This window comes from Mesorhizobium sp. M4B.F.Ca.ET.203.01.1.1 (assembly GCF_004791025.1).
GTDB lineage: Bacteria > Pseudomonadota > Alphaproteobacteria > Rhizobiales > Rhizobiaceae > Mesorhizobium > Mesorhizobium abyssinicae.
Map to the genome: position 1 here is coordinate 58,723 of NZ_SRUO01000017.1, position 24,799 is coordinate 83,521.

At 58.1% G+C, this 24,799-nt stretch carries 23 protein-coding genes and 4 pseudogenes; 14 read left to right on the forward strand and 13 right to left on the reverse strand.

The features are described 5' to 3' along the window. The first annotated feature begins 6 nt into the window (after nucleotides 1-6). The 10 genes and pseudogenes from EN846_RS27405 (at nucleotide 7) to EN846_RS27445 (ending at nucleotide 10,093) form a co-directional block, all read left to right on the forward strand. Nucleotides 7-1,551, forward strand: a complete 1,545-nt coding sequence (locus EN846_RS27405; RefSeq protein ID WP_127284133.1) for a fumarate hydratase — start codon at nucleotides 7-9, stop codon at nucleotides 1,549-1,551. Nucleotides 1,552-2,052: 501 nt separating this feature from the next. Beyond that, nucleotides 2,053-2,550 (forward strand): Lrp/AsnC family transcriptional regulator, encoded by a 498-nt coding sequence (locus EN846_RS27410; RefSeq protein ID WP_127284132.1) that lies wholly within the window; start codon nucleotides 2,053-2,055, stop codon nucleotides 2,548-2,550. 781 nt (nucleotides 2,551-3,331) lie between these two features. Further along, nucleotides 3,332-3,919, forward strand: coding sequence for a toll/interleukin-1 receptor domain-containing protein (locus EN846_RS27415; RefSeq protein WP_127284131.1), 588 nt, complete (start codon nucleotides 3,332-3,334; stop codon nucleotides 3,917-3,919). Between the two features lie 18 nt (nucleotides 3,920-3,937). After that, a complete protein-coding gene (locus tag EN846_RS27420) occupies nucleotides 3,938-4,798 on the forward strand; it encodes a DUF4231 domain-containing protein (RefSeq protein ID WP_127284130.1) in 861 nt (286 codons plus the stop codon). A gap of 9 nt (nucleotides 4,799-4,807) precedes the next feature. Next, nucleotides 4,808-5,314, forward strand: a complete 507-nt coding sequence (locus EN846_RS27425; RefSeq protein WP_127284129.1) for a TIR domain-containing protein — start codon at nucleotides 4,808-4,810, stop codon at nucleotides 5,312-5,314. 484 nt (nucleotides 5,315-5,798) lie between these two features. Further along, nucleotides 5,799-5,956, forward strand: a pseudogene (locus tag EN846_RS34940) (transposase); the annotation flags it as partial. 306 nt (nucleotides 5,957-6,262) lie between these two features. Next, a pseudogene (locus EN846_RS27430) lies at nucleotides 6,263-6,484 on the forward strand (transposase); the annotation flags it as partial. Next, nucleotides 6,474-6,746 carry an integrase core domain-containing protein gene (locus EN846_RS27435; RefSeq protein WP_164763856.1) on the forward strand — a complete coding sequence of 91 codons (273 nt, stop codon included), beginning with the start codon at nucleotides 6,474-6,476 and terminating at the stop codon, nucleotides 6,744-6,746. The pseudogene EN846_RS27430 and the gene EN846_RS27435, both read left to right, overlap by 11 nt. 271 nt (nucleotides 6,747-7,017) lie before the next feature. Continuing rightward, complete coding sequence (locus tag EN846_RS27440) at nucleotides 7,018-8,424, forward strand: aminotransferase (RefSeq protein ID WP_127284128.1); 1,407 nt, start codon at nucleotides 7,018-7,020, stop codon at nucleotides 8,422-8,424. Nucleotides 8,425-9,355: 931 nt separating this feature from the next. Further along, entirely contained in the window at nucleotides 9,356-10,093 is a 738-nt protein-coding gene (locus tag EN846_RS27445; RefSeq protein ID WP_127284137.1) for a LuxR family transcriptional regulator, read from the forward strand. Nucleotides 10,094-10,639: 546 nt separating this feature from the next. On the opposite strand, the gene EN846_RS27450 is transcribed toward EN846_RS27445, so the two are convergent. Continuing rightward, nucleotides 10,640-10,921 carry a DUF2285 domain-containing protein gene (locus EN846_RS27450; RefSeq protein ID WP_127284127.1) on the reverse strand — a complete coding sequence of 94 codons (282 nt, stop codon included), beginning with the start codon at nucleotides 10,919-10,921 and terminating at the stop codon, nucleotides 10,640-10,642. A 115-nt stretch (nucleotides 10,922-11,036) separates the two neighbouring features. Here EN846_RS27450 and EN846_RS27455 point away from each other — a divergent pair, with 115 nt between their 5' ends. Next, entirely contained in the window at nucleotides 11,037-11,270 is a 234-nt protein-coding gene (locus tag EN846_RS27455; RefSeq protein ID WP_127215245.1) for a helix-turn-helix transcriptional regulator, read from the forward strand. 479 nt (nucleotides 11,271-11,749) lie between these two features. Here EN846_RS27455 and EN846_RS27460 read toward each other — a convergent pair whose 3' ends face one another. Next, the gene (locus tag EN846_RS27460) at nucleotides 11,750-12,016 is read right to left on the reverse strand and encodes a DUF2285 domain-containing protein (protein ID WP_029354712.1); all 267 of its coding nucleotides are present in this window, start codon (nucleotides 12,014-12,016) and stop codon (nucleotides 11,750-11,752) included. A 109-nt stretch (nucleotides 12,017-12,125) separates the two neighbouring features. Here EN846_RS27460 and EN846_RS27465 point away from each other — a divergent pair, with 109 nt between their 5' ends. After that, nucleotides 12,126-12,344, forward strand: coding sequence for a helix-turn-helix transcriptional regulator (locus EN846_RS27465; RefSeq protein ID WP_029354714.1), 219 nt, complete (start codon nucleotides 12,126-12,128; stop codon nucleotides 12,342-12,344). Nucleotides 12,345-13,069: 725 nt separating this feature from the next. Here EN846_RS27465 and EN846_RS27470 read toward each other — a convergent pair. Further along, nucleotides 13,070-13,768 carry an OmpW family protein gene (locus EN846_RS27470; RefSeq protein WP_127399678.1) on the reverse strand — a complete coding sequence of 233 codons (699 nt, stop codon included), beginning with the start codon at nucleotides 13,766-13,768 and terminating at the stop codon, nucleotides 13,070-13,072. Between the two features lie 5 nt (nucleotides 13,769-13,773). After that, nucleotides 13,774-15,969 carry a prolyl oligopeptidase family serine peptidase gene (locus tag EN846_RS27475; protein ID WP_127283228.1) on the reverse strand — a complete coding sequence of 732 codons (2,196 nt, stop codon included), beginning with the start codon at nucleotides 15,967-15,969 and terminating at the stop codon, nucleotides 13,774-13,776. Between the two features lie 843 nt (nucleotides 15,970-16,812). Between EN846_RS27475 and EN846_RS27480 the strand changes: the two genes are divergently transcribed. Further along, a complete protein-coding gene (locus EN846_RS27480; protein WP_127283229.1) occupies nucleotides 16,813-17,184 on the forward strand; it encodes a hypothetical protein in 372 nt (123 codons plus the stop codon). A 191-nt stretch (nucleotides 17,185-17,375) separates the two neighbouring features. Here EN846_RS27480 and EN846_RS27485 read toward each other — a convergent pair whose 3' ends face one another. The 3 genes from EN846_RS27485 to EN846_RS27495 are packed head-to-tail and all read right to left on the reverse strand — an operon-like array spanning nucleotide 17,376 to nucleotide 18,843. Then, complete coding sequence (locus EN846_RS27485) at nucleotides 17,376-17,921, reverse strand: hypothetical protein (protein WP_135899043.1); 546 nt, start codon at nucleotides 17,919-17,921, stop codon at nucleotides 17,376-17,378. Further along, nucleotides 17,918-18,310: a hypothetical protein gene (locus EN846_RS27490; protein WP_127283231.1), complete on the reverse strand. Its 393-nt coding sequence runs from the start codon at nucleotides 18,308-18,310 to the stop codon at nucleotides 17,918-17,920. Before EN846_RS27490 ends, EN846_RS27485 begins: the two co-directional genes overlap by 4 nt. Nucleotides 18,311-18,345: 35 nt before the next feature. Then, nucleotides 18,346-18,843 carry a hypothetical protein gene (locus tag EN846_RS27495; protein WP_051695310.1) on the reverse strand — a complete coding sequence of 166 codons (498 nt, stop codon included), beginning with the start codon at nucleotides 18,841-18,843 and terminating at the stop codon, nucleotides 18,346-18,348. Nucleotides 18,844-19,055: 212 nt separating this feature from the next. Between EN846_RS27495 and EN846_RS27500 the strand changes: the two genes are divergently transcribed. Beyond that, a complete protein-coding gene (locus EN846_RS27500) occupies nucleotides 19,056-19,760 on the forward strand; it encodes a hypothetical protein (protein ID WP_091597890.1) in 705 nt (234 codons plus the stop codon). 686 nt (nucleotides 19,761-20,446) lie between these two features. Here EN846_RS27500 and EN846_RS27505 read toward each other — a convergent pair. From EN846_RS27505 to EN846_RS27530, 6 genes and pseudogenes are all read right to left on the reverse strand, one after another. Further along, on the reverse strand, nucleotides 20,447-21,481 hold the full coding sequence (locus tag EN846_RS27505; RefSeq protein ID WP_029354722.1) for an IS110 family transposase: 1,035 nt from the start codon (nucleotides 21,479-21,481) through the stop codon (nucleotides 20,447-20,449). A 93-nt stretch (nucleotides 21,482-21,574) separates the two neighbouring features. Further along, a protein-coding gene (locus EN846_RS27510; RefSeq protein ID WP_236370666.1) for an IS5 family transposase occupies nucleotides 21,575-22,341 on the reverse strand; the annotation gives its coding sequence in 2 pieces (ribosomal slippage) (nucleotides 21,575-22,008 and nucleotides 22,008-22,341; 768 coding nt in all). A gap of 307 nt (nucleotides 22,342-22,648) precedes the next feature. Continuing rightward, nucleotides 22,649-23,392, reverse strand: coding sequence for a hypothetical protein (locus EN846_RS27515; protein WP_135927944.1), 744 nt, complete (start codon nucleotides 23,390-23,392; stop codon nucleotides 22,649-22,651). Next, nucleotides 23,337-23,621, reverse strand: coding sequence for a hypothetical protein (locus tag EN846_RS27520; RefSeq protein WP_245492252.1), 285 nt, complete (start codon nucleotides 23,619-23,621; stop codon nucleotides 23,337-23,339). The genes EN846_RS27515 and EN846_RS27520 overlap by 56 nt, the downstream gene beginning before the upstream one ends. Before the next feature lie 252 nt (nucleotides 23,622-23,873). Continuing rightward, nucleotides 23,874-24,371: pseudogene (locus EN846_RS27525) on the reverse strand (IS110 family transposase); the annotation flags it as partial. Nucleotides 24,372-24,427: 56 nt separating this feature from the next. Continuing rightward, nucleotides 24,428-24,742, reverse strand: a pseudogene (locus EN846_RS27530) (hypothetical protein); the annotation flags it as partial. Between the last annotated feature and the right edge of the window lie 57 nt (nucleotides 24,743-24,799).

The window sequence follows — 24,799 nt, forward strand, 5'->3', positions numbered from 1 at the left end:
AATCCGGTGGGAAACAGAACACGGACCATATCCGGTAGCGACATCACAAGGAGCGTCGCCGACGCCCTTCAGTACATCTCGTACTATCATCCTCCAGATTATATCCGGTCTCTTTCTCACGCATACACGCGAGAACAGAGCCCGTCGGCGAAGAATGCCATAGGTCAGATTCTGCTGAACTCCCGCATGGCGGCCTTTGGGCGGCGCCCGATTTGTCAGGACACCGGACTTGTGGTTGTCTTCGCAAAGGTCGGCATGGATGCCCGTATTAAGTCAACGGCCAGTTTCGCCGATCTTGTGAATGAGGGCGTACGTCAAGCCTATCTCGATCCGGATAATCCCCTTCGGGCATCGATCGTTGCGGATCCCCTCGCTAGACGGGTCAACACCCGCGACAACACGCCGGCAGTTGTCCATGTCGACCTGGTGCAAGGTAACCAGATTGAGATCACCATCGCCGCAAAAGGCGGCGGGTCGGAGAACAAGGCACGTTTTACCACCCTCAATCCCAGCGCCTCCGTTTCCGACTGGGTGGTCAATACCGTTTCGACCCTTGGCAGCGGGTGGTGTCCACCTGGACTGATCTCTGTCGGCATCGGTGGTAGCGCTGAAAAGGCGATGCTGCTGGCCAAGGAGGCCATGAACGAGCCCATCGATATGGCGGAACTGATCGCAAGGGGGGCGTCAAGCGCAGAGGAGGGGCTGCGGATTGAGCTTTATGAGCGGATCAACGCGCTTGGTATCGGCGCCCAAGGCCTTGGTGGTCTGACGACAGTCGTTGACGTCAAGGTTGCGACCTATCCTACTCATGCGGCGTCCAAGCCTGTGGCGCTCATCCCGCAATGCGCCGCCAACCGGCACCTGAAGTTTACTTTGGACGGCTCTGGACCCATCAGCCTCCAGCCGCCCGATTTGCGCGAATGGCCCGACATCGGAGCCGACGAATTGAACCCAGCCGGCGTCCGGCGGGTCAATTTAGATACGCTGACGAAGGAAGAGACGGCATCGTGGCGCTGCGGTGAAACGCTCCTGCTGTCTGGAAAGATGCTGACGGCCCGTGACGCTGCCCACAAACGAATGGTCGAACTGATCGATGCCGGCAAGCCGCTTCCAGTCGATCTGCGGGGACGCGTGATCTACTACGTCGGTCCCGTCAGGGCAGTGAGGAATGAGGTCGTTGGACCCGCCGGTCCAACAACCTCCAGCCGCTTGGACGATTTTACGGACAAGGTGCTCGCCGAAACCGGCCTTTTCGCGATGGTGGGCAAAGCGGAGAGGGGACCGGCGGCCATCGCATCGATTGTAAGACACAAAACGCCATACCTTGCTGCAGTGGGTGGCGCTGCGTACCTGATTTCAAAGTCGATTAAGGCGGCGCGGATTGTCGCCTTTGAAGACCTGGGCATGGAAGCCATCTATGAATTCGATGTGCAGGACATGCCTGTTATCATGGCCGTCGACGTTGAGGGAAACTCCATTCACAATTCCGGGCCTTTTGAGTGGCGTAAGCGTATGGCGGCCGACAGCATCGCACGCAACATCGGTGTTTGAGTCTTTCCGGTTGGGCGATTTCGGCCAGACCCCAGCGCCAAATTGTCGGGCAAGCCGTAAGACGAGCGGCATTTGCGGTGCCCTGCGCCTCGGCGAGTCGGACGAGCAAGGCCTTCAATTCACCCCAATAGCTGAATGTGCCAGTGAATACCGCATTGAGTATACCGTCCACGCGATCGAGGCTCGAATGCTGTCGCGCGTGTATCAAGTACGGCGGCGGGGATTCAAGAAAATGGGTTATCTATTTATCAGGAGGTCTCCGCCGCCGCCGACTATCCTCTCCAGCTGCACCATTGCCCCGTTAGGCGTCGGGGCGACAGCCAAATTACTTCTGCAGCTTTTCTCAGCGGATCGCTCTCCCTCAGCTGATTTTCGTACCCATTCTAGCACATCTCGGGCCTGGAACGGATGCCTTCCACTACTACCTTCGGTCGTTCCAATTGATGATAGAATTGATCGGCACATAACGCGCTGTCGATCGCTGCTTGAGAGCAACAGGTTATGAAGTCGAAACCCGATCCCGTGCAACTCGACAGTTGGGACGTCCGGATTCTCTCCGAAATTCAGGCAGACGGTCGGATTTCAAAAAGTGAGCTTGCAAAACGAGTTCATCTTTCGGCGTCCGCCTGTTCGGAGCGGCTCCGAGCACTCAAGGCCGCAGGGATTATTGAGGGGTTCTATGCGCGACTGAGTCCTGCCCTCATCGGCGGCATGATCTTTGTGATGGTGGAGGTCGTGCTGGATCGTCATCGTCTTGAGGACCAACGACACTTCGAAACTGCAATCCAAGAGATTCCGGAAATCCTGGACTGCTGGGCAATTGGGGGGCGCGTCGATTATCTGATGCGGGTCGCATCTCGTTCTATGGCCGCCTATCAGGATTTCATGGAGGGACTGCTGCAGGCAGGCTTAGGGATTGATCAATACTATAGCCTTGTCGTTACGAAACCAGTGAAGTCCAATTCACCGATACCCTTGTCCGCCCTGAGCCAACGGTAAAACCCGAAAAACCTTAGTTTCCACGGCGTTTGGCACGGATCCCGTAGATTCGTCGGCAAAACGCGCCCATTCCGACGAAACTCAAGGGACATTTGCGGTATACTAGTTGCTGGAAAAGGTGGCCGAGCGCTATCCGCCAGTTGATGGCGAGGAAGGACGATGCGCTTGAGCAATCTGGAACCGATCAATTCCAGTAGACGGATCGAAGCAGCCATCGAACGCACTTGGCCAGCACGGTTGCGGCGAGAAGCCAAACCGGATCGTGCCTGGTGGAGGAGGCGTCCATATCTGAAATGCGAAGTGCCGAAAAGTGCCTCTACAGCTATCTCAAGGGGGAACCTTCGCCCGAGATTGGCGATCAGTGGCGATTGAGCTTAGTCGCGGTCAGCGCATCCGTGTAGGGGGCGAAATCTACAGCGAGGCATTGGTAAGCCGACGGGTAGCGGGAGTGCAAGCTGGCCCGCTCGGCCTTGGCGAGCAAACCGGCCCTCGACGCCTGCGGATATTGGGAGATCGCTCCATCGCCTTTTTACGCCGTAAGTTCGTTGCTGATCAAGATTAGGAGATCGTCTGTCCTGTTTGACATTGCGGGGCTCCGCAACCTTCTGAGCGAGGAGCATCGCTGAGTCGCGGTCGCGTAGGTGGGTGACAAGGCCCGTCACGCCTGCCAGCCGTTGCGCTGCCGGCTGAGCATGGTGCCAGTTTTCACAAGACAAGGGGTCGCTTAATCGAATGGGCGTCTAGTTCATAGATTGCGAACAGATCATGGGGGATTTGAATAGTGCTACTGACCGAGGCAGAGCTGAAAAAAGCGGCGAATGCCAGCCGACGACATAGAGCCGCATCGATCGTTCTAAAGGAAGAGATGGCCGCAGCTACAGCCAGATCGTCATTCGACGTTTTTCTGTCACATTCTTTCAAGGACGCAGAGATCGTTCTCGGTGCGAAGCGAATTTTTGAGGAGCTTGGGTTCACTGCCTACGTAGATTGGATCGAAGATTCACAACTGGACCGTACAAAGGTCTCCTCGGCCACTGCCGAGTTGCTGCGGACCCGTATGAGGCAGTCAAAGACGCTAATCTATGTGCATTCAAACAATTCTCCAGGATCCAGATGGATGCCTTGGGAGCTTGGCTTTTTCGATGGCTTTCGGACCGCGGTAGCAGTTCTCCCTGTGGCAAAAAATTCTTCGGAAACATTTTCCGGGCAAGAATTTTTGGGCCTATACCCGTACATCGATGGGACCGGACCTGCAGTTCTGTTTATGAACAGAGGCACCGCGTCTAGCTCAAGACTAGGCTCTGTAAGCTCGACTGCAAACGTTACGTTTGCCAAATCATGGCTTAAAGAATTTGCAGACACAAAATAGAATTGCGTGCTCTAGAAAATGAAATATCCTGGACTTTATAATAGCGCTGACGTGGCGTCTAACGAGCAGCAGGTGACATTTCTTCGCCTGATCCGGGCAGAGTACGTTCTTCTTTTTTCGGCGTCTGTTCTCTCTTTGGATTTGTGGCCATCAAAGGCCTATTTCGGTGTGTATGCTGCGGTGTTTCTTTGCTCAATGGGAATCCTCATATTTCGGTCGGTCACAAAGCCCGAGCAGGTCTGGTATCAAGCTAGAGCTTTGGCAGAGTCAGTAAAGACATTGACCTGGCGCTTTGCGATGCGAGCACAGCCGTTCGATGACACGCGTGCGGCCGACGCTAGAGCTGATTTTCGCAAGCTCATGGAAGGTATCCTTGATAGCAATCGTCACCTTGGCAGCGCGTTGAGCGGCACCGATTCAGCATCCCCTCAAACAACCGACGAAATGATGTCAATAAGGGAATCCCCGCTAAAAGAACGAAAAGAGCTATATCTGCAGAAACGAATTTGCGAGCAACGTAAGTGGTACGAGAAGAAAGCGCGCTCGAACAAGAGATCCGCAAAAATTTGGATGGGCCTTGGTGTCATTGCTTACGCTCTGGGGTTCTCTTTCATCGTAGTACGCATCGCTGACCCAGCGATACCAGGCTGGCCGACAGAGCCGTTAATCGTTATTGCCGCCTCGCTTATCGGGTGGACCCAAATCAAGAAATTTAACGAATTGGCATCGGCTTACACGTTGACAGCTCACGAGATCGGATTGACTGCCGACCTTATTACGGACGCCAACTCTGATGAGGCATTCTCCGCGGCGGTGAACGAAGCCGAACTGGCTTTCTCAAGGGAGCACACCCAGTGGGTTGCTCGTCAAAACAACTAAGAGACAACAATGGCATACAGCGATCCGACCTATGTAATATTTGACGGCGATGAAGACGCTTGGGCATACCGCTTTATGAAAGGGTGGAATGCCAGCGAGAATGTGAGTTTTGAATTCGCGAACGCTCACGATCTGGACAATATGACGAGCCGAGCACAGGACGAAGATTATGTTAAACGCAATCTTCGCAACAGAATGAATGGATCGAGCCAGGTACTTGTCCTGATCGGTGAGAAAACGAAAAACCTTTTTCGCTTCGTGCGCTGGGAAATGGAGTTGGCCCTTGATCTAGATCTGCCGATAATCGCAGCAAACCTTAACGGCTCGCGACAACAAGATGCGAGCTGTCCGCCCATCATCAGGGACAAATGTGTTGTGCACGTGCCGTTCAAGATGAAGGCTATCAAGCACGCGCTTGCCAATTGGCCGAGCGAATTTCATCGGCTTTCAAACGCTCAGCGTGGCGATGGCGCCAGGAGCTATGGCGAAAGCACCTATCGGGATCTCGGCTTATAATCGCCCACCTAAAAGTACTTAGCCGTCAAAACATCCTCGCCATCCGCTGGCGGCGACTAGCCTTAGGAGCGTCCGCCAGCGTGTTCCGAGCTTGCCGAGCCGGCGATAAAAAGAGACGTCCGATTTGCTGAGTTTGGCTGAAGGGTGCAGGTCATGAGCGCAACCATTGGGAGGAGCCCTGCTCGAAGCATCAGATCGAGTGATCACGTCGGGCGAGGGGGCGCTGGTTTCGAGAGGAAAAGGAGCGGCTGCTCGACGTTTGAGGCTTGAGCCAGCGCTTCAAGACTGCACGATCGGCCAGCATTGATGGAGGCAGCTTTTCAGGCGGCGCAAAGAGTTCGTCGGTTCGCCCGCGTCCCGCGAGCCGCAGCTCGGCTCGCCCTGCGCAGCAACCACGAATTTGCGATCGCAAGAAGGGCAACACACTGACGACAGAACTTGGCGGCGCTGGTCGGCTGCGAATCAAGGTGTCGATGGCGAGGCGCTCTCGCCGCGCGTCTTTGCCGGGCCGAACCTGCTGGCTATGTTACTTTGAGAAGTCTGCCGAGCACCAGCCGCTGCACCGCCCAAAGCGATCGCTATGCGCGAGGGCACGACCTCAGCCTATCAGCGCTGGCCAACCAGGTTGGAGCCTGTGCCGCCGCACGGAACCCGCTGCCTGCTGATCGAGGCGAATGTGATTTTCCCCCTGATCACCTGCGTTACCACCCTGGGGAAGGGCAAGACCGATCCGGACCATCAGAATGTAAAGGGATGACCGGCAGTTCGGCGGAACATGGCCGGCGGCGCTCTATCGTACCTCATGCGGCCGGCGGGAACAGCATCCCGAGCGCTATTCATCCTTCAATATCGCCCGTGACCTTGCCCCTCTGATCTAATCCGGTTTGAAGTTCGTTCTGGCCATCGAGAGGACCAGGACCGAAACGTAGCCGCTTCTATGAAGAGCAGATCATCGGAATTTTGAAGGAACTTTGGCCGGGGTATCGGTTCCGATCTGTGTCGCAAGCACGGGGTCGGCGACCCCTCGATTTATAACTGAAAGGCCCGCAGCGGCGGGATGTCTCCGAGGCTCGGCGACTGAAGGCTCTGGAGGACGAGGACACCCGGCTGAAGCGGCTTCTAGCCGACGCCATGCTCGACAATGCCGCGTTGAAGGATCTTGTGGGACGAGACGCTGTTCACCTCGCTGGCTCAGGCGCGCGTAGCCATCGCCCTGTGGCGCGCCGACTACAACACTGCGCGGCCGCACTCCCAACTCGCCTGGCAGACACCGGCCGAGTTCGCCAGCACCTTCAATCCGCGACGGTCGCTCGCGCTGCGCTATGCCAAAGCTCCGCGCCAGCGCCCGTCGCTTCACCCGCCCAGCAGAGCACAACCCACGCCGGAAACGAACAAAAACTGTTTAGAAACTGGGAGCAAGGTCACCCGCTAATCGGGCACTATGCTGGGCGCATGCGCGTCGTAAGCTGTTCGTGTTTGCAGTACGGCCCTGACGTCGCAAAATCAGTGAGATCCAATTCAACGCTCCCTCGGCCAAGGCGAAGGTGGCGCCTTAGTTTTCACGGCAATTCGGGCCGATCCCGCGAATTCCGCGGCGAATAACCTGCATTCCCGAGAAACTCGAGAGACGTTTCCGGTATGCTATTTGCTGAACAGGTGGTTGGCCGAGTGCCCTCCGCCAATCCATCGCGAGGAGAGGGACGATGCGCTCGAGCAATCTGGGAACTGAGCAACTCCAGGAGAAGGATCGAAGCTTCGTCTTTCATCCGTCTACACATTTGGCCAAGCACAGTCGCGGCGAGACGCCAAACCGGATCATGGCCGGAGCGGACGGCGTCTATATCTGGGACACCGAAGGCCGACGGAGCCTCGACGGTTTCGGAGGGCTCTACTGCGTCAACATGGGATATGGGTGCACGGAGATCGCCGAGGCCATTGCCAGGCAAGCACGCGAATTACCGTTCGCGCACGTCTATGCCAGCCAAGGTACGGAGCCGGTCGCCCTGTTGGCAGAGGCCGTGGTCGAGTATTTCGGTCAGAACATGCGAAGGGTCTATTTCGGCCTCTCCGGTTCCGATGCTAACGAAACCAACATCAAGCTGGTCTGGTACTATAATAACATTCTTGGCCGGCCCGAAAAGAAAAAGATCATCTCGCGAAATCGCGGCTATCACGGGTCTGGACTGGTCACGGGTAGCCTAACTGGCCTTCCCTTCTTTCACAATTTCTTCGACCTGCCTCTGGATTTGGTGCGCCATACAACCACGCCGCACTATTACCGCCAGGCGCGTATCGAGGAGAGCGAGGAAGCGTTCTCCCGGCGCTGTGCCGATGAGCTTGAAGCCTTGATCCTGGCTGAAGGACCGGAAACGGTTGCAGCTTTTATCGGAGAGCCGGTACTTGGGACAGGAGGTATTGTGCCGCCCCCCACAGGGTACTGGACGTCCATTCAAGCGGTGCTCGACAAATACGATATCCTTCTAATCGCCGATGAAGTGGTCTGCGGCTTCGCGCGAACCGGCGAGAAGTTCGGTTCCCACCTGTATAACATGCATCCGGATTTCGTGACCATCGCAAAGGGTTTGAGTTCCGCCTACCTCCCCATCTCCGGGTCAATCATTGGCGACCGTGTCTGGTCGGTTTTGGAACAAGGCACTGAGAAGCACGGCGCACTCGGCCACGGCTGGACATATTCGGGGCACACGCTTTGTGCCGCAGCCGCGCTCGCCAATATTCGACTGCTTAAAGAAAAAAATATTTTGGAGCATGTCCGCGATGTTGGACCGTATTGGCAAGACCGGATGAAGGCCGAGCTGGCGGGACATCCCATCGTTGGTGAAGTTCGCGGAGTGGGTATCCTGTCGGCCGTAGAGATGATGCGGGACCCAAAACAAAGGATACCATTCGAACCCGACCTTCAGGTCGGGGTGCGCACTGCAGCTGCTCTGTTTGAGAATGGTGTCATCGGACGGGCCATGCCGCATGGCGACATCCTCGGTTATGCACCCCCCCTGATCATTACCCGAAAAGAGATCGACATCATTGTCGACGCGACGGTAAAGTCGGTCGATACCACCTATCGCGCGCTGAAGGCCGAGGGTGCCGTATGATTTTGCGATCGCGAAGGAGTGAGTCGCGAGGCAGGCATGTCCCTGCGCGCTACTGCGCCGAGCAGACCCAAAACTGTTGAATTCCAGATATCTGATCTTGAGTATGCTCCGGACTATTTCAGTCACGAACCGAATCAGTTCTGCCGCCGCTGTCCTGTTGCCCAACGACCAGGACCTCTGTGCGGCGCGCCCTGCGGGTGTACCTCCCCGCCGGCAGGGCGCCCTTTTTGACCCACGTAATCAGAATCATTATGGCCCGTCCGGAATCGAGGGTCTGGTAAAGGTCATCTGCACGTTCCGATGCAGATTGAGCTTAGACGCGCCCTTTACATCATTGCAGCGGGCCACGGTCGCCGGTTCCAAAGTGCGGCAACGCCGAAGATATCTTCCTTCACATCACAAAGAGCAGAATAATCATTGCGGTTAATTTTATCACGTCAGGTATATAAAATGACGATACTCACACGCCATCCCATTCACAAGGAAAAGGCATTTTTTTTATTGTTGAGACGATTTGCCTATCAAAGAAAAGGAAGCATCGCAACACTTCGTTCCGGATCACGGCGCCCCGGGTGGGGGATGAGCGGCTATCCGAATTGTTATGCTCGTGCCGACCCAAATTCCTGCAAAAGCTGGGTCAATGATGGCTTTTGGTCAGCGCAGGATGATTTCTCCTGATTTGGACGGTGCAGGGGCGGTCATGATTTAATGCATGGAGATTCTCTGATTGAGCTGTTGAAAGATCAAGAGGCGTCTGCCAGCCGCCCATCGGGCGAGCCCAGCATGATTGGGATGACCGGCGAAGATCGAAAGTGTGGCAGCATTCTGGAGCCTGGTCAGCCCAGCGACGCCCGCGAAGTCAATCGCGTTTGTCGGGACATACACGACGCAGCCGGAAGGCGTGCAGAAAGAGGAAGAATCGAGCGCGACGATGACGAGGGACATGCCACTTGTTTTCGAGACATTCCTTGAAAGACTGTCACAGAGTATCGATGAGGCAGATTTCCGGGAGGCCATGGCTGAGGCGGCCGGACGATTTGACCTAATCTCCTTTGCCTACCTCTCCTTGCCAGCACGGCCTTCCGGCAAACCGAGGCTAATTTCGAACTATCCACCCCGCTGGACCAGACAGTATCTGGAAAATCAGTATGAGAAACTCGATCCTGTGGTCTTGCGTGCTCGAAATGGCGGCTGCCCGTTTCACTGGGGATCGAATTTGGGAGGCGATAAAATGTCGCCGGCTCAACAGCAGCTATTCGATGAGGCGGCTCAATTCAGCATCTGCTGCGGTTTGACGATCCCAATTGTCGATCTCCGCGGCCGCATCGCTGCGGTTACTTTTGCCACCGATGAGCCTCGTCCAGTATTTCTTCGGGTCGCTGAGCGGTACGAACAAGCTCTTCAGCTGATGGCGGCCTGCTTTCATCGTTGCGTTCGCCGCAAACTGCCGAGCGATCGAACAGTGGATGGGATTTCGCTGACATCCCGCGAATATGAGTGCCTGCGGTGGGCAGCGCGGGGTAATTCAGCCTGGGTGACCGGCCGCATCTTGGGCATCAAGCCACGCACGATCGCTTTTCATTTGGACAATGCCAAGAAGAAGCTAGGCGTGCGAACCCAAAATCAGGCTATAGCCCTTTTGGGGTCCGAAGGGTCCTCAATTCTCTGAGAAGCTTTTTGATCCGGTTGTGCTCGGTCCATTCGATCGCGCGCTTTGTATCGAGCGTTGACTGGATGCCGAGATCTTCTGTTCCGCCGGCTCGGTCAGGGCGATGCAGCCGTATTCTTCCAGCCCGCGCCGGTGATCTTAGTCTATCGGTGCTCGAGCGGGTGTTTCGTCGCTTACGAGCTAGTCGTGCCGTTATATAGTTTCCGAGGATGGCCCGCTTGCATACCTGCCTGCCGGTAATCTCTAACCGTTGACTTAGGGCGATGGCTATCGGTTATCCGGCTTAAAGCGAAGAGGTGGACCCTTCTGGGTCGAGCGCCGGCACGATATGGAGTGCTGCTCCGGGCTATTACCCACCCAGACAGAGCGGAACCTTCTATCACGTCAGACGCTCGGACGAATTGCCAAAACCCGATTTCCTGGGAACTGAATTGTGCTCGCCACCGGGTCCATTTTGCCGGCGCGTCTGTGGTGCAGGTCCCGATCAGCCTGACCACTGGCTGCCACCGGAACTGCCTACTTGTATGACCGAGCACTGCGCATTTGTCAGCTGGCGAACAATTCCTTGTAGCCGCTCGTCACCATCCAGTTCGCACGGTCGAGATGACTACGAAGCGCCTTCCTGGCACGCTCCGGTTCAAGTGCCGGATCAATGCCGAGGATCAGATGGGCCATTTCCTCTTCGGGCGCCTCATCGGCTGAGGCGTCCAGGAGCCTCATATAGGTGGTAAAGTGCGCCCTGTCGTAGGCGGTAAGACGGTCAGACCAAGGGACTTCGTCGAGCAGTGTTGAGCTTTGAGTCCTATCTGTTCCCGTTGATCGTTTCATGTCTGCCGCGAACCTCGCATGTTGATCGCTGGATCCAAGGCAGAATATCCCAAAATGGGATAATCCGAAACGGGGATTAGTCGCTGAGCCGGTCTCACCTGACCGGTTCACCTAAATGCCCAAATCTCTTCGATCTCCCCGCCACCAGCGGTTTCTGGCCCAGTTGATCTCACTGCGCAAGGTCAAAGGGCTGACGCAGGCGCAGGTGGCTGAGAAGCTTGGTCGTCCGCAATCCTTCGTGGCGAAATATGAGGGTGGAGAGCGGCGTCTCGATGTCATTGAGTTTCTCGACGTAACTGCGGCCCTCGACGCTGATCCGTGTGAGATTCTGTTGAGCCTGCGGACGTAGTGGGCGCCCGCGCCCATCACCGCGCGTGCCGGGTGCCGGTGGGTCGATTCCCGCTTTTCTTGGCTCAGGGCGTCTCGACCATTCCGCTGCGCCTCCTAGCGCGTCGTTAGACTCTCGCAATTCTCTCTGTTGTGCCTGCTCCCAGCAGGTGGCGCCGCATCCTTCTAGGCCCGCCGCGGCGTCCCGCAACCCTTAGCTAGCTGTGAGCTTTCAGTAGGTTGTCCATCCGGTCCTTCGGATGCGGTGCGGCTCAGACGGCGGGCCCGTTCCTGTCATGACTCGCCGCCGCACCGCTTCCTGGGAAGCAGCCATTGGCGAGCGGAGGACAAAACGATGAGACAGCGAAGCGCTGGGCCATCCGCGCCGCCTGGAAGTCCTCGCGATCATCTTCGAGCGCATTCGCGCTGTGGTGATGCGTCGATGCATGGGGGTTACGCAACTTCGTTGCTTGAAGCGAAGCGACCGCACCGCCCATTTCGTCAACTCGCGAACAAATCCTTGTAGCCGCTCGTCACCACCCAGTTTGCACGGTCGAGATGACTGCGAAGAACGTTCCGTGCGCGCTCAGGTTCGCGTGCCGGATCAATGCCGAGGATCACATGGGCCATTTCCTCTTCAGTGGCGTTGTCGGCTGAGGCGTCCAGGAGCCTCATATAGGTTGTAAAGTGGTCCTTGTCGTAGGCTGTAATGCGGTCCGACCAGGGGACCTCGTCGGCAAACGGCGTGTTCGATTTGGGCTGTAACATCGCTAATTCTATCTCCGGCCAATGGACCCGCGAAGCCCTGTGCCTGCTAAATGTGGATTACATATTATAGTTGATAAACTCAAGCCGCCTGATCCGCTGGCTTGCGTGCATGGATATGCGCAAGTTGGTCGGACGGAATGTGCAGAGGATCAGGCAAAGGAAGCGTCTGACGCAGGAGCAGCTTGCGGAGATTTCCGGGTTCAGTCAGCAGTACATCAGCGGCTTGGAGAAAGGCCGAAGAAATCCGACAATTATCACGATCTATGAACTGGCATTGGCCCTCGGCGTCAGCCACATGGATCTGGTTCGGCCCGACAAACAGGCCTGATACACCCGCCCTCCAAGTAGCTGGCGGCCTGATGGCGCGCGCCGGGTGCTTGTGAACCCACGCTTTTCTTAGGGCCCCCGGCAGCCCCTGCCATTTGGCTCGCCCTCGCGCGGGCGCACCCTATTGGACAGTCGGCCGCTGCGTTTTTTGTCAGCCTTTCCTGGGGCGTGGGGTGGTCGGCATTCCCTTTTAGGCCCGCCGCGGCCTCCCGCAACCTTCGCTCTCGCTTCAGGTCCTTCTCTTCGTTACGGTCCTTCGGATGCGGTCCGCCGCTTTCAGCGGGCCTAATCGCTTTCTGTCGCCCACCCCACGGGGACAGGCACGCGAGACTAGTATGGAGCGTTGCGGTTAGCGCACGAACAGCAAAGAACCGAAAAAACAGCCAACTGTCGCAGCATGGCTGAACCAGCCATCTTGTCGGCATCTAGGAGCCGCGTGTTCGCCTTGCGCTGACAGGAAGCTCAGGCATGACGTCCGGGAGACGATGCTGGCAAATGGTCTGGCTGAAGCATTCCACCCACAATACCAAAGCCCGTCCCGATCCAAAGCGCTTTCTAAGCACTCCATCAGGCCGGTTGGTCAGTGCACCTTCTTGGTCCGCCGGAAGAGAACCCCCCGACAATAGCTTGATGAGGTCTTGCCCTGCAGTGTCGACCGTAAAAAAGGGCGCGCGAGGCGCCCTTCATTTTAAACCGGCAGTCGGGAAGCAGACTTCACTCTGATATTCAAAAGCGGTAGGTGACACCTGCGCCTATCAGCCAGGGATCGAGCTCCGCCTTCCCCGTCAGCTTCGCGCCGGCCACCGTGACGTCGAAGTCCGGCTTCAGGAAAAGCTTCTTCACGTCGAAGTTGACGCCCCAGTGCTCGTCCACCATGTAGTCGAAACCGACCTGCAGCGCCGTGCCGAACGTATTCTTCACCTTGAGAGCGTCGGCGCTGCCAGTGTCCTGGTTATAGAAGACCGTGTAGTTCACGCCGGCGCCGATATAGGGCTTGAACGCGCCGAAATCGGTAAAATGGTACTGCAATGTCAGCGTGGGCGGGAGCAGCCAAACCTTGCCGATATTACCCGCCGAGCGGATCGTTCCCTGACCGTCGATGTTAGCATGGGTGGTGCCGAGTATGAGTTCGGCGGCGATATTGTCGGTGAAGAAATACGAGATATCGAGTTCCGGCGTCACCGTGTCCGAATAGGAAAGACCGGAGCCGGGAAGCTTGTCAACGTAGCCCAGATCTTTCGTAACGACGCCCAACGCCCGCAGGCGGACCTGCCAAGGGCTTGGCGCTTCGGTGACCGAAGCTCCCGTCTCCGCCAGGACGGTCTCTGCTTGCGCAGGCTCCGCGGCGACGGCCTGCTGTCCCACCATGATTAGGGCCACCGCCGCTGCTATTGCCCGCGCTACGCCCATTCGCGTTCTCCCCATGATATTCACTCCTTGATGTTCAGAAAGGATGCACTGCACTGTTTGGTCTCCTGCTCGAATGAATTGTTGATGGAGCTCAAATGCTCCTCTTGCGTTGCAACGCGTACCGCCATCTCCGGAAGGTGATCGTTGAAGCCGATTGCGCTGCGGAGAAAATTGGTGCCTAGACTGATGAATGCGGCTTGCTCCCGATTGTCCTTGCCGTAGCCGTGCCCGCCTGCGCTGGCCTCGTAGAAGTAAGCGGGATAGCCAAGAGCCTGCAGTTTTGCGGCCATCTTGCGCGCATGGCCCGGATGGACGCGGTCGTCGCGTTTCGTGGTGGCGATCAGGATAGGCGGATAGGGCTGTCCCGGCGCCGCGGCGTGATAGGCGGAGATTTCCTTCAGGAAAGCCCAATCGTGAGCCTTGTCCGGATCGCCATATTCGTCGATCCAGCTCGCGCCCGCCAAGAGCTTGGTGTAGCGACGCATGTCGATAAGCGGAATTGTGCAGAACAGAGCCCCGAAATGCTCAGGATAGCGGGTCAGCATGTTGGCGATCAGCAGGCCGCCATTTGAGCCGCCCTCGGCGGCAATCCGCCTCGGCACGGTGATGCCCCTTCGCACGAGGTCGGCGGCAACGGCGGCGAAATCGTCATGGGCGAGACGCTTGCCCTCCCTGCGCCCGGCATCGTGCCAGCGGGTGCCGAACTCGCCGCCGCCGCGGATGTTCGCCTCCACACACGTGCCGCCGCGCTCGAGCCACAGCTTGCCCAGCGGGGAGTTGTAGTAGGGCAGGAGTGATGTGCCGAACCCGCCATAAGCGGAAAGGTGAATCGGAGCATCTCCGTTCCCGTTCGCCGGACCAACCTGCGTATAGGGGATCAGCTCATGATCGATAGAGACTGCCTCGTGGCGCGTGACCACCAGTCCGGATGCATCGAAATTCTCCGGGCTGCGCTTCAGGATTGCTGAAGCGCTGAGAGACGGCGCGGCATTGAGATCGAATAGCAAGAGCTGCGGCGGCGTGATCGGATCCTGAGCACAGACCAGGACCTCTCCATTGGTCTCGTGAACTGCCGCATCGAATGACCAGACGTGGACAGTCCCTTCGGCCGGCAGGGTGTCCAGGACTCGGCGCGTCCATTCCTGGTGGCCGGGAGTGAACATCTCGAAACGCGGTACGAGATTGACGAGGTAAGAGATAATGAGCTTCCCGTCATTCCAGAAGAATGACTGCAGAGAGCGCCTTTCCCCTGGTTGAAACAGGGTCTCAAAACGGCGTCCGCCGGCGAGGAAAGAGCAAAGCGAGATGACGATCAGCGCGTCGGCGGGATGGGTGGTGCCTCCCACCGTCCACGGCTTGCGCGGCCTTACCGCCAGCCAGTCGCCGAAGACCCGCCACGACGCGTCACGAGGAAGATCGATCTGCCTCCTCGGCCCGCTCCTGTCGCCGATCCAGCTGATCTTCTCGTAGAAGGCCCGTTTCTCAATGAACCAAAGGCGCTCGCTGCGGCCGGTGCGGTCCGAATGACCAGACACCTTGAGGCTCTCGAACCCGGCCTCGAAGATTACCGGCGTGGTGAGGGGATCCGCGTCACGCTTCCACAGTCGCACGGTGCGCGCATAGCCGGAGCGGGTGGCCATGCCATTACCAAGCGCACTGGAAAGCAGAAGCGCGTCAGGGTCCAGCCAACTAACGTAGCCTTTGGCCTCGGGGAGATTGAAACCGTCGGCGACAAAGCTCAGAGAGATCAGGTCGAATTCGCGATGCACGACCGCGTCGCTGCCGCCGCGCGACAGGCGCAGAACGGCTCTTTCCCGTCTCTCCGGCTCGACGGACGCGCCGTCCCAGATCCAATCCTCTCCGTCGCTAGCCGCGAGAGCATCTAGATCGAGCAGTAGCTCCCATTGGGGATCCGCCTTCATGTAGGCGGCAAGGGTGGTCCGGCGCCACAGTCCGCGTGGATTTCCGGCATCTCGCCAATAATTGTAGAGGTACTGACCACGGCGCGCGATCAGGGGAAGGTTGTCGCAATTGTCGAAAATGGCTGTCAGAGCCGCCCGGTCGCGCTCGAACTGCGTTCCACCGAAGTGCTTCAGGGTCTTTGCCGACTGGCCGGCGGCCCAGGCAAGTGCCCGCTCGCCCTCTACATCTTCAAGCCAGAGATAGGGATCGTCGTCGGGAGCATCCAGCGTTGGACGGACATCAAATGCGTTCATGTCCGGACAGCCTTCAGAAAGAAGGGATAGAGGCTTCCGTCGGCTCGGGAACGCTCAGTGTTGGTAGCGGCGCCCACATGTTCGAAAAGCGTGATCATTGATGAGTTCTTCCAGTCGGTGCGGCATCGCAGGGCTTTTGCGCATAGGATCGCAACCGTCGTGCCAACTGGGAAAATCGTTTCGGAACAATGCGATCGCTCTGGAAGCGTTGTGTCACATGTCCGACATCGTCGAGAATCCGACAACGAGTGCTCCTCCTAATCACCGGATCAACCTCCGGCGCCAGTCGGTGACACCGTGCAGAACTCGAGCAGTGAAGCTCATTGGTGAACTTGGTTGACGCCCAACATCTTCGCTCTGGAGCGCTTCACGCACACGGATTCATGGCAGACACCATGAGGCGATCGATGCGGTTAGCGACCAAGCTGGGCTGCGCCTGTGCGTTTCAGCCGCCAGCTGGAAGCAGCGGAGTTCTGAGGAGATGCGACGAGCGCCCCCAAAGCTCGCGAAGCGCATTGAAATACGTGAGCACTGTCAGATACGGATCGGCGGGATCTTCCCCTTCTTGCGTCGGGCTGGAAGTCGGTGCCTGCGCGCCTGCCAGCAGGGTCTGCATGCTCCGAAGAAAGAGGAGTTTAGGCCCGCGATCCTGACTCGCCACACCGACGTAGAGGCGGGCTGGCTCTCGTGTCGATGGCACAGTCCTGGCGAAGAAGCTGTCGGTACGGTGGATGCCGGGTGGCGGAAATACGGCCGTCTCCGAACGATCGAACAAGGCTGCGATCTGTTTCTCCGCCCTTCGGACGGTCGCGGTCGAAGCGACGATTTTGGACGAATGAGTCCATGAAGACCCGGCCGCGACGACAGCAGGTCGATCGCTGTTTCGTAGAGTGCGGCCACCGTTCCAAGCGGGCCAGAGATCAGGTGCAGTTCGTCCTGGATGACAAGATCCGGCGGATCGAGCCGATGCCCGTTTCCGAAGGGGCGACCTTCGCCTGGCTCATACGCGCCGAAGAACCCCTTGACCGGATCATACCGGTCTACGTGTCCAAAGAATGCGCCGCTCTTGCCAATCCATGGAAGGGAGGCAAATTTGTCCACCGTGGCGATGAGAAATGCGGGAAGACGGCGGTAAATTGGCTCGTCCACCACGAGCACCGGCAGGTGTCGATCCCGCGTGAAGTCGCATTCGGCGTTCTCGCATTTGAGCACTAGATTCTGCGGAGCCGTCCTGTTGGGCGTGAAGTGGAAGCTCTCTGGCTTGAAGGGCTCACCACACCACGGACATCCCTTCAGTGGCACCGGGGATTTCGTCTTAGGTCTGCTCTGGTACCGCTTCAGCCAGGTCGTCGCGGCGTCCTTGTCGGAAGAATTTCGCGGCTGGATTGTTCGGTGAGGCTGCGCCGCTACCCAGAGTCCAATCTCGATCGGCCATTCGCCAAGCGTCTTCCGGCCATTGTCATCATGGGTCCGCAGGAATTCGAGCGCGCAGACGAGACCAGCGGCGTGAGCAGGCGTAACGTGTAGCGCATGATGACGCTGATGCCCGCACCCAGCACGCCAGATCCGCGGAGCCGCCTCAGCACAATCGCATAGGCGGCAAGTCCAAGATACGCTCTTGCCGCCGCCGGTCGGAAAAAAAGCAGGTCGACGATCTCACGCTCACCACTGTTTCGGTCGGTCACGCCAACGAGATTGAGGAGGACGAAGGCTAGCTGGAACGGCCGCCATGTTGGCGGGTCTACATCGCCCGGCAGCTTCTTCTGGATCACTGCCTCGCGCCGGCGGTTGGCCATCGCCATCGCCGTATTCATCAGGCCGAATGCTTCACGCGCCACCGTATCACGCTTAAGGAGATCTATCCCATCGCGAATCCTGCTGCCGGCGGTGTCAACTTTTTCCAGAAGCGCCTGGCCCGTCTTTAGCCGTCTCGGCGCAAGCCCTGTCATCATTCCTTCCTGACCCCGCCGCCACTCGGCGTAAAGTTCAGGCAGTGAATCCAAGGCTGCACTGACCGCTTCGGCTCCGGAAACGGCAGCCCGAGCGAGAGCCTCCATGCCGAACTCGACGCGCTCCTTGCCGGGACGACACGCTCCACCTCCTGCTGCGGAAGGAAATCGGTCCAAACACGCGTCACGGGGAGCGGATCGTTCGTCGCGTCACGCCGTTCTTGCCAGCCGGCAGATGTGTTGCGACCAACGGCATATTCGCGGACATCGCGATAATGGAGATCGCCCAGCCTAAGTTCGAAATCATCGGACTGGTAGGTGGACAGGTCGCTGCGCGGATAAAATCCATCCGCACATTCGAGCTCGATCCGGGTCTGGAACGCGTAGGCCACGTCCTTGTACGGAGCCTTTGTGCTCCGTCGACGGTTTACCAAGAAGACGGTGATGACGCGCAGACGCTCTTCAGCCCCTTCCGGAGTCTTTTAACGGAGCACACGGTGTGAACGGCGACTTCGATGCCGCCGCCCGGCCTGTGAGGCGCAGCGCTTTCCGGCAGCGGGATCCCGGACTGGTTCCGAGTGACGTCGAGGACGATCGCGGCTTCGCCGGAAACCCGAACCCAACGGAGGTTCTCGGGCTTTTCTGGCTTTGGCTTGCCCTTTCCCGACACTTCGGGAATGAGGAGCGCATCGGGCAATGGGGGCTCCGTCTTATAGTTCCCCCATGTTGCGCGCAGCGTGACTTGACTCACCGTTTCCGGAAGAACCACCGTCAACCCTATCGACGACGGAAGAAACCTGTCCCGCGGTGGTTGGTCAGTCGAATCCTTCTCATCGACCTCCTCCTCGACAGCGGAGTCCAGCGTCTCACTGGCGAGAAGGTCGTCGGCGGTTTCTTCGATGGTTTCCTCGCCGTCAGGTATCACAGGCGCAACACCGTCGTAGGCGGGAACGATAAAGCCCCCGACGTACCAGCGATTGCTTCTTGGTCAGGACTTCGCGTGCGAGATCCTGATCAAGGTCAGGATTCGGGCCGACTAGGTCGGATATATCGCGATTTGGACCAGCGAAGCCCCAGTGAGGATCGTGGCTGGCCGTTGATCGGAAACGAATCGGAGGCACCTTCAGGTAACGCACGATGAAGTTCACCATTTCCCTTTCTGATGCAGCTCGTCACACTATTACGCTTGCCACACTGGAAGCCTATGTTCTCGGAGATGGTCGTCCGCGCCGAACAAAGCTGGAAACGCTGGGGTATCTTTGGGGCTTCAGTCGCGAGGACTCGAAAGGAACGACCCATTTCCATGTCGATCTTATGAGTCTCAGCATTTCAGCCAAGCGATCACGGAACAGCGTGAAGCCCAACGATCAGGCTGTCCGCCTGAAGAGCGAACTGATGGATCGATGGGCACCACACTTGACGCTCATCGGTGATTTCCACAGTCATACCTATGAAAATCTTGCCGAGGTACGGGACATTCGTGGATTCGAGTTTTCGGATGCTGACGAAGCATCATTTCTAGACGACGACTTCCTGTGGGAGCGGGCTAACGACCAGCCAATCATGCTGGCAATGACAATCTGCAAGCTGGCGCGGGTCCATGAAAAGCATGCCGCTGAGACCATACGCTCGAACATTGCGCATTTCGACGTGGGTGAATTTCGGTTCTGGTTGAATGCTGCTGTTGGATTCCTAGACGCCTCCGGGTCCAGACGCTGCACTGGGAATCGTCCTTCAAACGTGAAACTCAGAATTGATTCTCGCTTCTACAATTACTCGAGAGACAGGCTCGTTGTTGCTACCCGTGCATTGATTTCCTCGCCTTCTCCCATGGGAGCTTAAGTTTCGTGCGGAAAAACGATTATCAAGAACTCGCCGACGTAAGTGCGGAAATTGGCACGTACAGGCAGGCCTTACGGTTGGAATGATAATGACACCTAGAGCTCATCTTATGACTTGCGAGTCGGTTTCCGATCTAACTACGCGAAATATCAATCGTCACAGCTATGTCCCTGTGGTTCATGACGGTGGTTTCGGGGACTATTCTTTGCAGAACGCTTCTTCGACGCGACACCGCCGAGTGGAAAAATCTCTGAGCGTGTTTCCGCTCCAGAAGAGACGTTGGTTGGAGCCGACGCAAGCATTTCTAGACTTCATCCGAGACGCCGACCAAAGGCCGTGTCGGCTAGGGTCAGGACTTCGGTAACGGGGCCGTCCTCGTCAAGGCAAATTTGATGCAAGAAGGGATCGCCCATCCGGGTGTGCGGAGAGCGTGATTGCATTTTGGTTGTGCTATATCGCCTGCTTTCCTGCCGTATGAGGTTCTGCCCGGGTTCATGCTTCGGTCCGTGGTCGGCGCGGCGGCCGCCAACATGATGCTTGTCCAATATGGTTCCGATGCGCCCATCTCATTGGCGTGCTCGCCCGGCGGGGCGGCATCAGTCCAGACCGCGGCGTCATCGGGACCACGTCCCGGGTCGGGGACCTCGCAGGTCTGCGCTCAGGCAGACATCAACACGGAGATTAGCTCATGCATGGATCGGCTCTGGCGCTCCTTCCCAGCGGAAGTTTCTTCCGTCCAGCCACATCCGATGCAGGATCACACCGATCCGACGCGCCAAGGCCACCATGGCCCGCTTGGTGCCGCGCCGTTTCGCGACCCGCGAGGCCCATGTCCGCAACCACGACCCACGGCCCCGGTTCATCATGACGGTTGCGGCCTGGCATAAGGCGCGGCGTAAATGGGCGTCACCGGCTTTGGTGATACCGCCTGTCACGTCGCGCTCGCCGGACTGCTGCCGTGAAGGGGGGAGGCCGACCCACGGGCCGACTTTCTTCGACGACGAGAACCGAGCCGGATCATCCACGGCCGACTTGAAGGTCAATGCGACCACCGCGCCAACGGCCGGCATGGTCATCAGCAAGCGGCAGGTCGGGTCGTCCTGTGCTAGGCTGCGCACATGCCGCTCCAGTCGCGCCAGTTCATGGCGGAGGGTGGCACGGGCGCGAAGCATCGGCTCGGTTGCCGCCACCAGCGTAGTGTTGCTGGCAACCAGTTCCTGAATGCGAGCATCAAACCGTCCTTTGGAGATTGCGCCGACTTTCAAGCCGAAGTTCCGCAATAACCCGCGCAAGGACATTTCCAGAGCGATCACGCCCTGCTGGATGGATTTGCGCGCCCCGAGGAGTGCGCGGATCTCCTGGGCAGACACCGACTTGCAATGGACTGGCCGGAACCAGCCCAAATGTAGCAGCCGGGCAATACCTTCAGCATCGCGCCGGTCTGTCTTGATCGGCATGGCTTTCAGAGCACCCTTCACTTGCCGGGTATCCATCAGAACCACTTCCAGGCCGGCTTCGGTCAGCCCCCGGTGCAGCCATTGCGACAACGGCCCGGCTTCCATCCCGATCATCGCAATTTCGCCCTGTTGCTCCAGCGCGAATTGCGTCAGCGCCGCGGGATCGCTGCCGACCTCAGCCTCCTTCACGATCTTGCCGTGCTCGCTGACAATGCAGACCGCAGTCTTGGCGAGTGAGACATCCAACCCAATGAACAGTTTCATCCCGTAATCCTCCTGTCAGAATCAGATACGGGAGCGTCGGCGGCAACCGGTCAGCATGCAATCGGTAACGGGCAGCGCACGACGCAGGCCCCGTTACAGCATCTCATTGATCCAGAAGATGAACGCTGCAGCGAAGGCGATTGCTGACAAGAATGTGTGCGCGCATCGGTCGTATCGAGTGTGGATGCGTCGCCAGTCCTTGAGGCGGGCGAACATGTTCTCGATCCTGTGGCGCTGCCTGTAGAGCAGCGGATCATAGCTGTGCTGGACACGGTGCTTGGCATGAGGCGGGATGCAGGGTGTGATGCCCTTGCCGATGAGCGCCTCGCGGAAGCCAGTGGAACTGTAGGCCCGATCGGCCAGCAGATGGCGGGCAGGTGGCAGTTCGTCGAGCACGGCAGCGGCGGTTCTGTGATCGTTGGCCTGGCCTTCGCTCAGGTGCAGCAGCAACGGACGTCCCTGGTCGTCGCAAACCACCTGCAGCTTGGTGGTCAGACCGCCTCTGGTCCGTCCGATACATCGGGGTAGAGCCCCTTTTTGAGCAGGCTGGCTGCCGTGCGATGCGCCTTGAGATGGGTGGCATCGATCATCAGCTTGTCTGTGCCGCCGCCCCGGGCCGAGAGTTCGGCCAGAATGCGGTTGAACACACCCAGCCGGCTCCAGCGAATGAACCGGTTGTAGATCGTCTTGTGCGGACCATAGGCGGCCGGCACATCCCGCCAGCGCAGCCCGTTACGGATCACGAACAGAATCCCGCTCAGCACCCGTCGGTCATCGACCCGAGGTACCCCGTGCGAGCGTGGAAAGAATGGCTCGATCCGCCGCATCTGCGTCGGCGACAGCAGTAACAAATCACCCATGGTGGCCACCTCCAGCCACCTTGAATCATCATCGCTCCTTCAACTCAACAATTTAATGGGTCCTGACCCTAGTTGTTTCCTCACGCCAGATCGAAGGTCTCGTCAGCATTTCAGCATGCAGAAATTGCCAGTGCGAGCAGCCCTCTTTGCTCTCGTGACAGCATTCGAGATGTCCATGGCGGATGCGATAGGGAGACGCTTCGAAACGCCGGGCCGCTGGCTGGAGAAGCTTAGCGCCGAAAGAAGAAAGAAGATTTCTCAAGTGATCGCCGATGCGAAGAGTGATGATGGATTTGTGGACGAGATCCTATTCACTCAGTTCTGCGACAAATCTGATATTGTTCGAAAAGGAATAGAGCTCCCCCGGAGCGCGACATCGGCCGCCGACGTGTTCCGGCGAGCTGAGAAACTTAGAAATGCTGTTGCGCATGAAATGACTGTGCCTGGCTCCTTCCGCCGCGAAAAATATCGCAGTGTTGGTCAGAGATATGATGATTTTGAAAAGGGAGATTGATGGATAGAAGGCTTGCTCTGCGCAGTTGCCTTTTTGGTGCGTTGGGAGACGAAACGGAGACTGTGCAGGACCCTCCATTAAGCGCTCGAGGTTGCGCGCGTACTCATCTTCCAGTTCGACGCCGGCCTCTTGGAGAATGGCTACTTCTTCTCTGGTTAGAAGCCAGTCAGGCGACTCTACAGGGGGCACGTCGGCGGTGCCTTCGCCTAATAAATCCTCGTCCTCCGCAGCCTGCTGTGCGGCTGCCAATGCTGCCTGGATAGTCAGCGTCGCGTCGAAGACCGTGTCCCTCTCGGTGATTTCGAACTCGTGGCCACGCTCGGTTTGATACTTACGACCAAGAAAGCGATCCCGCAGTTCAGCGAACTGCCAATGCATGTCCTCTCGGCCAGCGTGATGTTTTTCGATGCCCTCGGGTTTGAAGTAGCAGACCATTTGCTCGACACCGCCTTGATGATGCCCCGGCGACGTGGCCAGGCGACTAGGAATGGGTGTTGATGTCCTGCTCAATCTGCCGTGCTGATTCCAGAATGTCATCGAAACTCGGCGGAGTGCCGAAGATCATGGCCGCCGTATTGGCATAGTCGCGCGTGAGCGCGTCCACCATCTTTGGAGCGGGCGCGATCGCGAAGCTGCCCGGGACTGCTGAGGCGAGGTCATAGTCGGGACGGTCGAAAAACATTCGTGCGTGCCGCACGCAGTCGGCGCCAAGATCGAGATCGCCGAGCGCGGCCTTTCCGGTCTCGGATCCGAGAAGACAGTGCATGTATGGACAGCCTCCGCGTGGCAAGGGCTTTCTGACATTGATGACAGGTTGGTCGGGTGCAGGCATGTATTCGGCCTTTGAGTGCGGCCTGTTCATGCCGCTGGCCTTGAAGTCCGCGGATCGGATCCCAGACAGGTCAACGCGCTTTTTGAGCGGCACCCACTGAGCGGGTTTTTCCGATCCCGGTTCGACCGTCGGTCATCACACCATCAGCACCTCACCAACCTCTGTGCATCCTCTGCGACTACGTCACTACGCCGGTGAATCCGCGAAGCGCTTGCCCGTAGTCATCAGCGCCCAGACGATCCGGGCCATCTTGTTTGCCAAGGCCACCGCAACGACGTTGTACGGCTTTTTCGCCAGAAGCTCGGCAGCCCAGCGAGTGGGTGCCGCTTTGCCCTTACGACAGAAGCGAAGCACGGCATGGGCTCCCACAACAAGAAGGCGACGGATGTAGGGATCGCCTTGCTTGCTGATCCGCCCGAGCCGATCCTTTCCTCCGGATGAGTTCTGTCGCGGCACCAGGCCAAGCCAAGCCGCGAGTTGCCGGCCGGATTTGAACAGGGAAGCATCTGTCACGGTCGCAACGATTGCGCTGGCGGTGATCGGACCGATGCCGGGGATCGTTTCGAGGCGACGGCTCAACTCGTGCGAACGATGCCAGATGTGAATCTGTCGGTCCAGCTCACCGACCTTCTCGTGCACCTCACGCAATTGCTGTAGGGCCGATCGGGCAAGCGGGGGAATGAGGTCGTGCCCCTCGTCCTCAACCAACGCGACGAGCATGCTCAGCCCTGTAGCACCCTATCGGCAGCCGTGTGGTGGCCATAGTCGGCGATCGGTTCGTTGCGATACCAGTAGATCGCCTTGTCGACGTCGCCGGTGAGCTCCGTCGCGGCCGAGATCACTTGTACCATCTCGCGCATCCGGCCCTGCAGGCGTTCCGATGAGGGATTGCGGAGCGTGTTGCGATGAACCCCGGTCAACTGTGCCAGATTGGCCACCTTCACGCCCAGCGCCTGCGACAGGCGCTTCGGCGAGATATAAGGCGTGCGCGGCTCCTGAAGGCTATCGACAAAGCCTGAGACCGCCTTGGAGTGTGCGAGCTGTGCGTAGGTTATGACAAATTACGACCTCTCATACGCACAATATATTAACATTCGAATGCATAGCAAGTG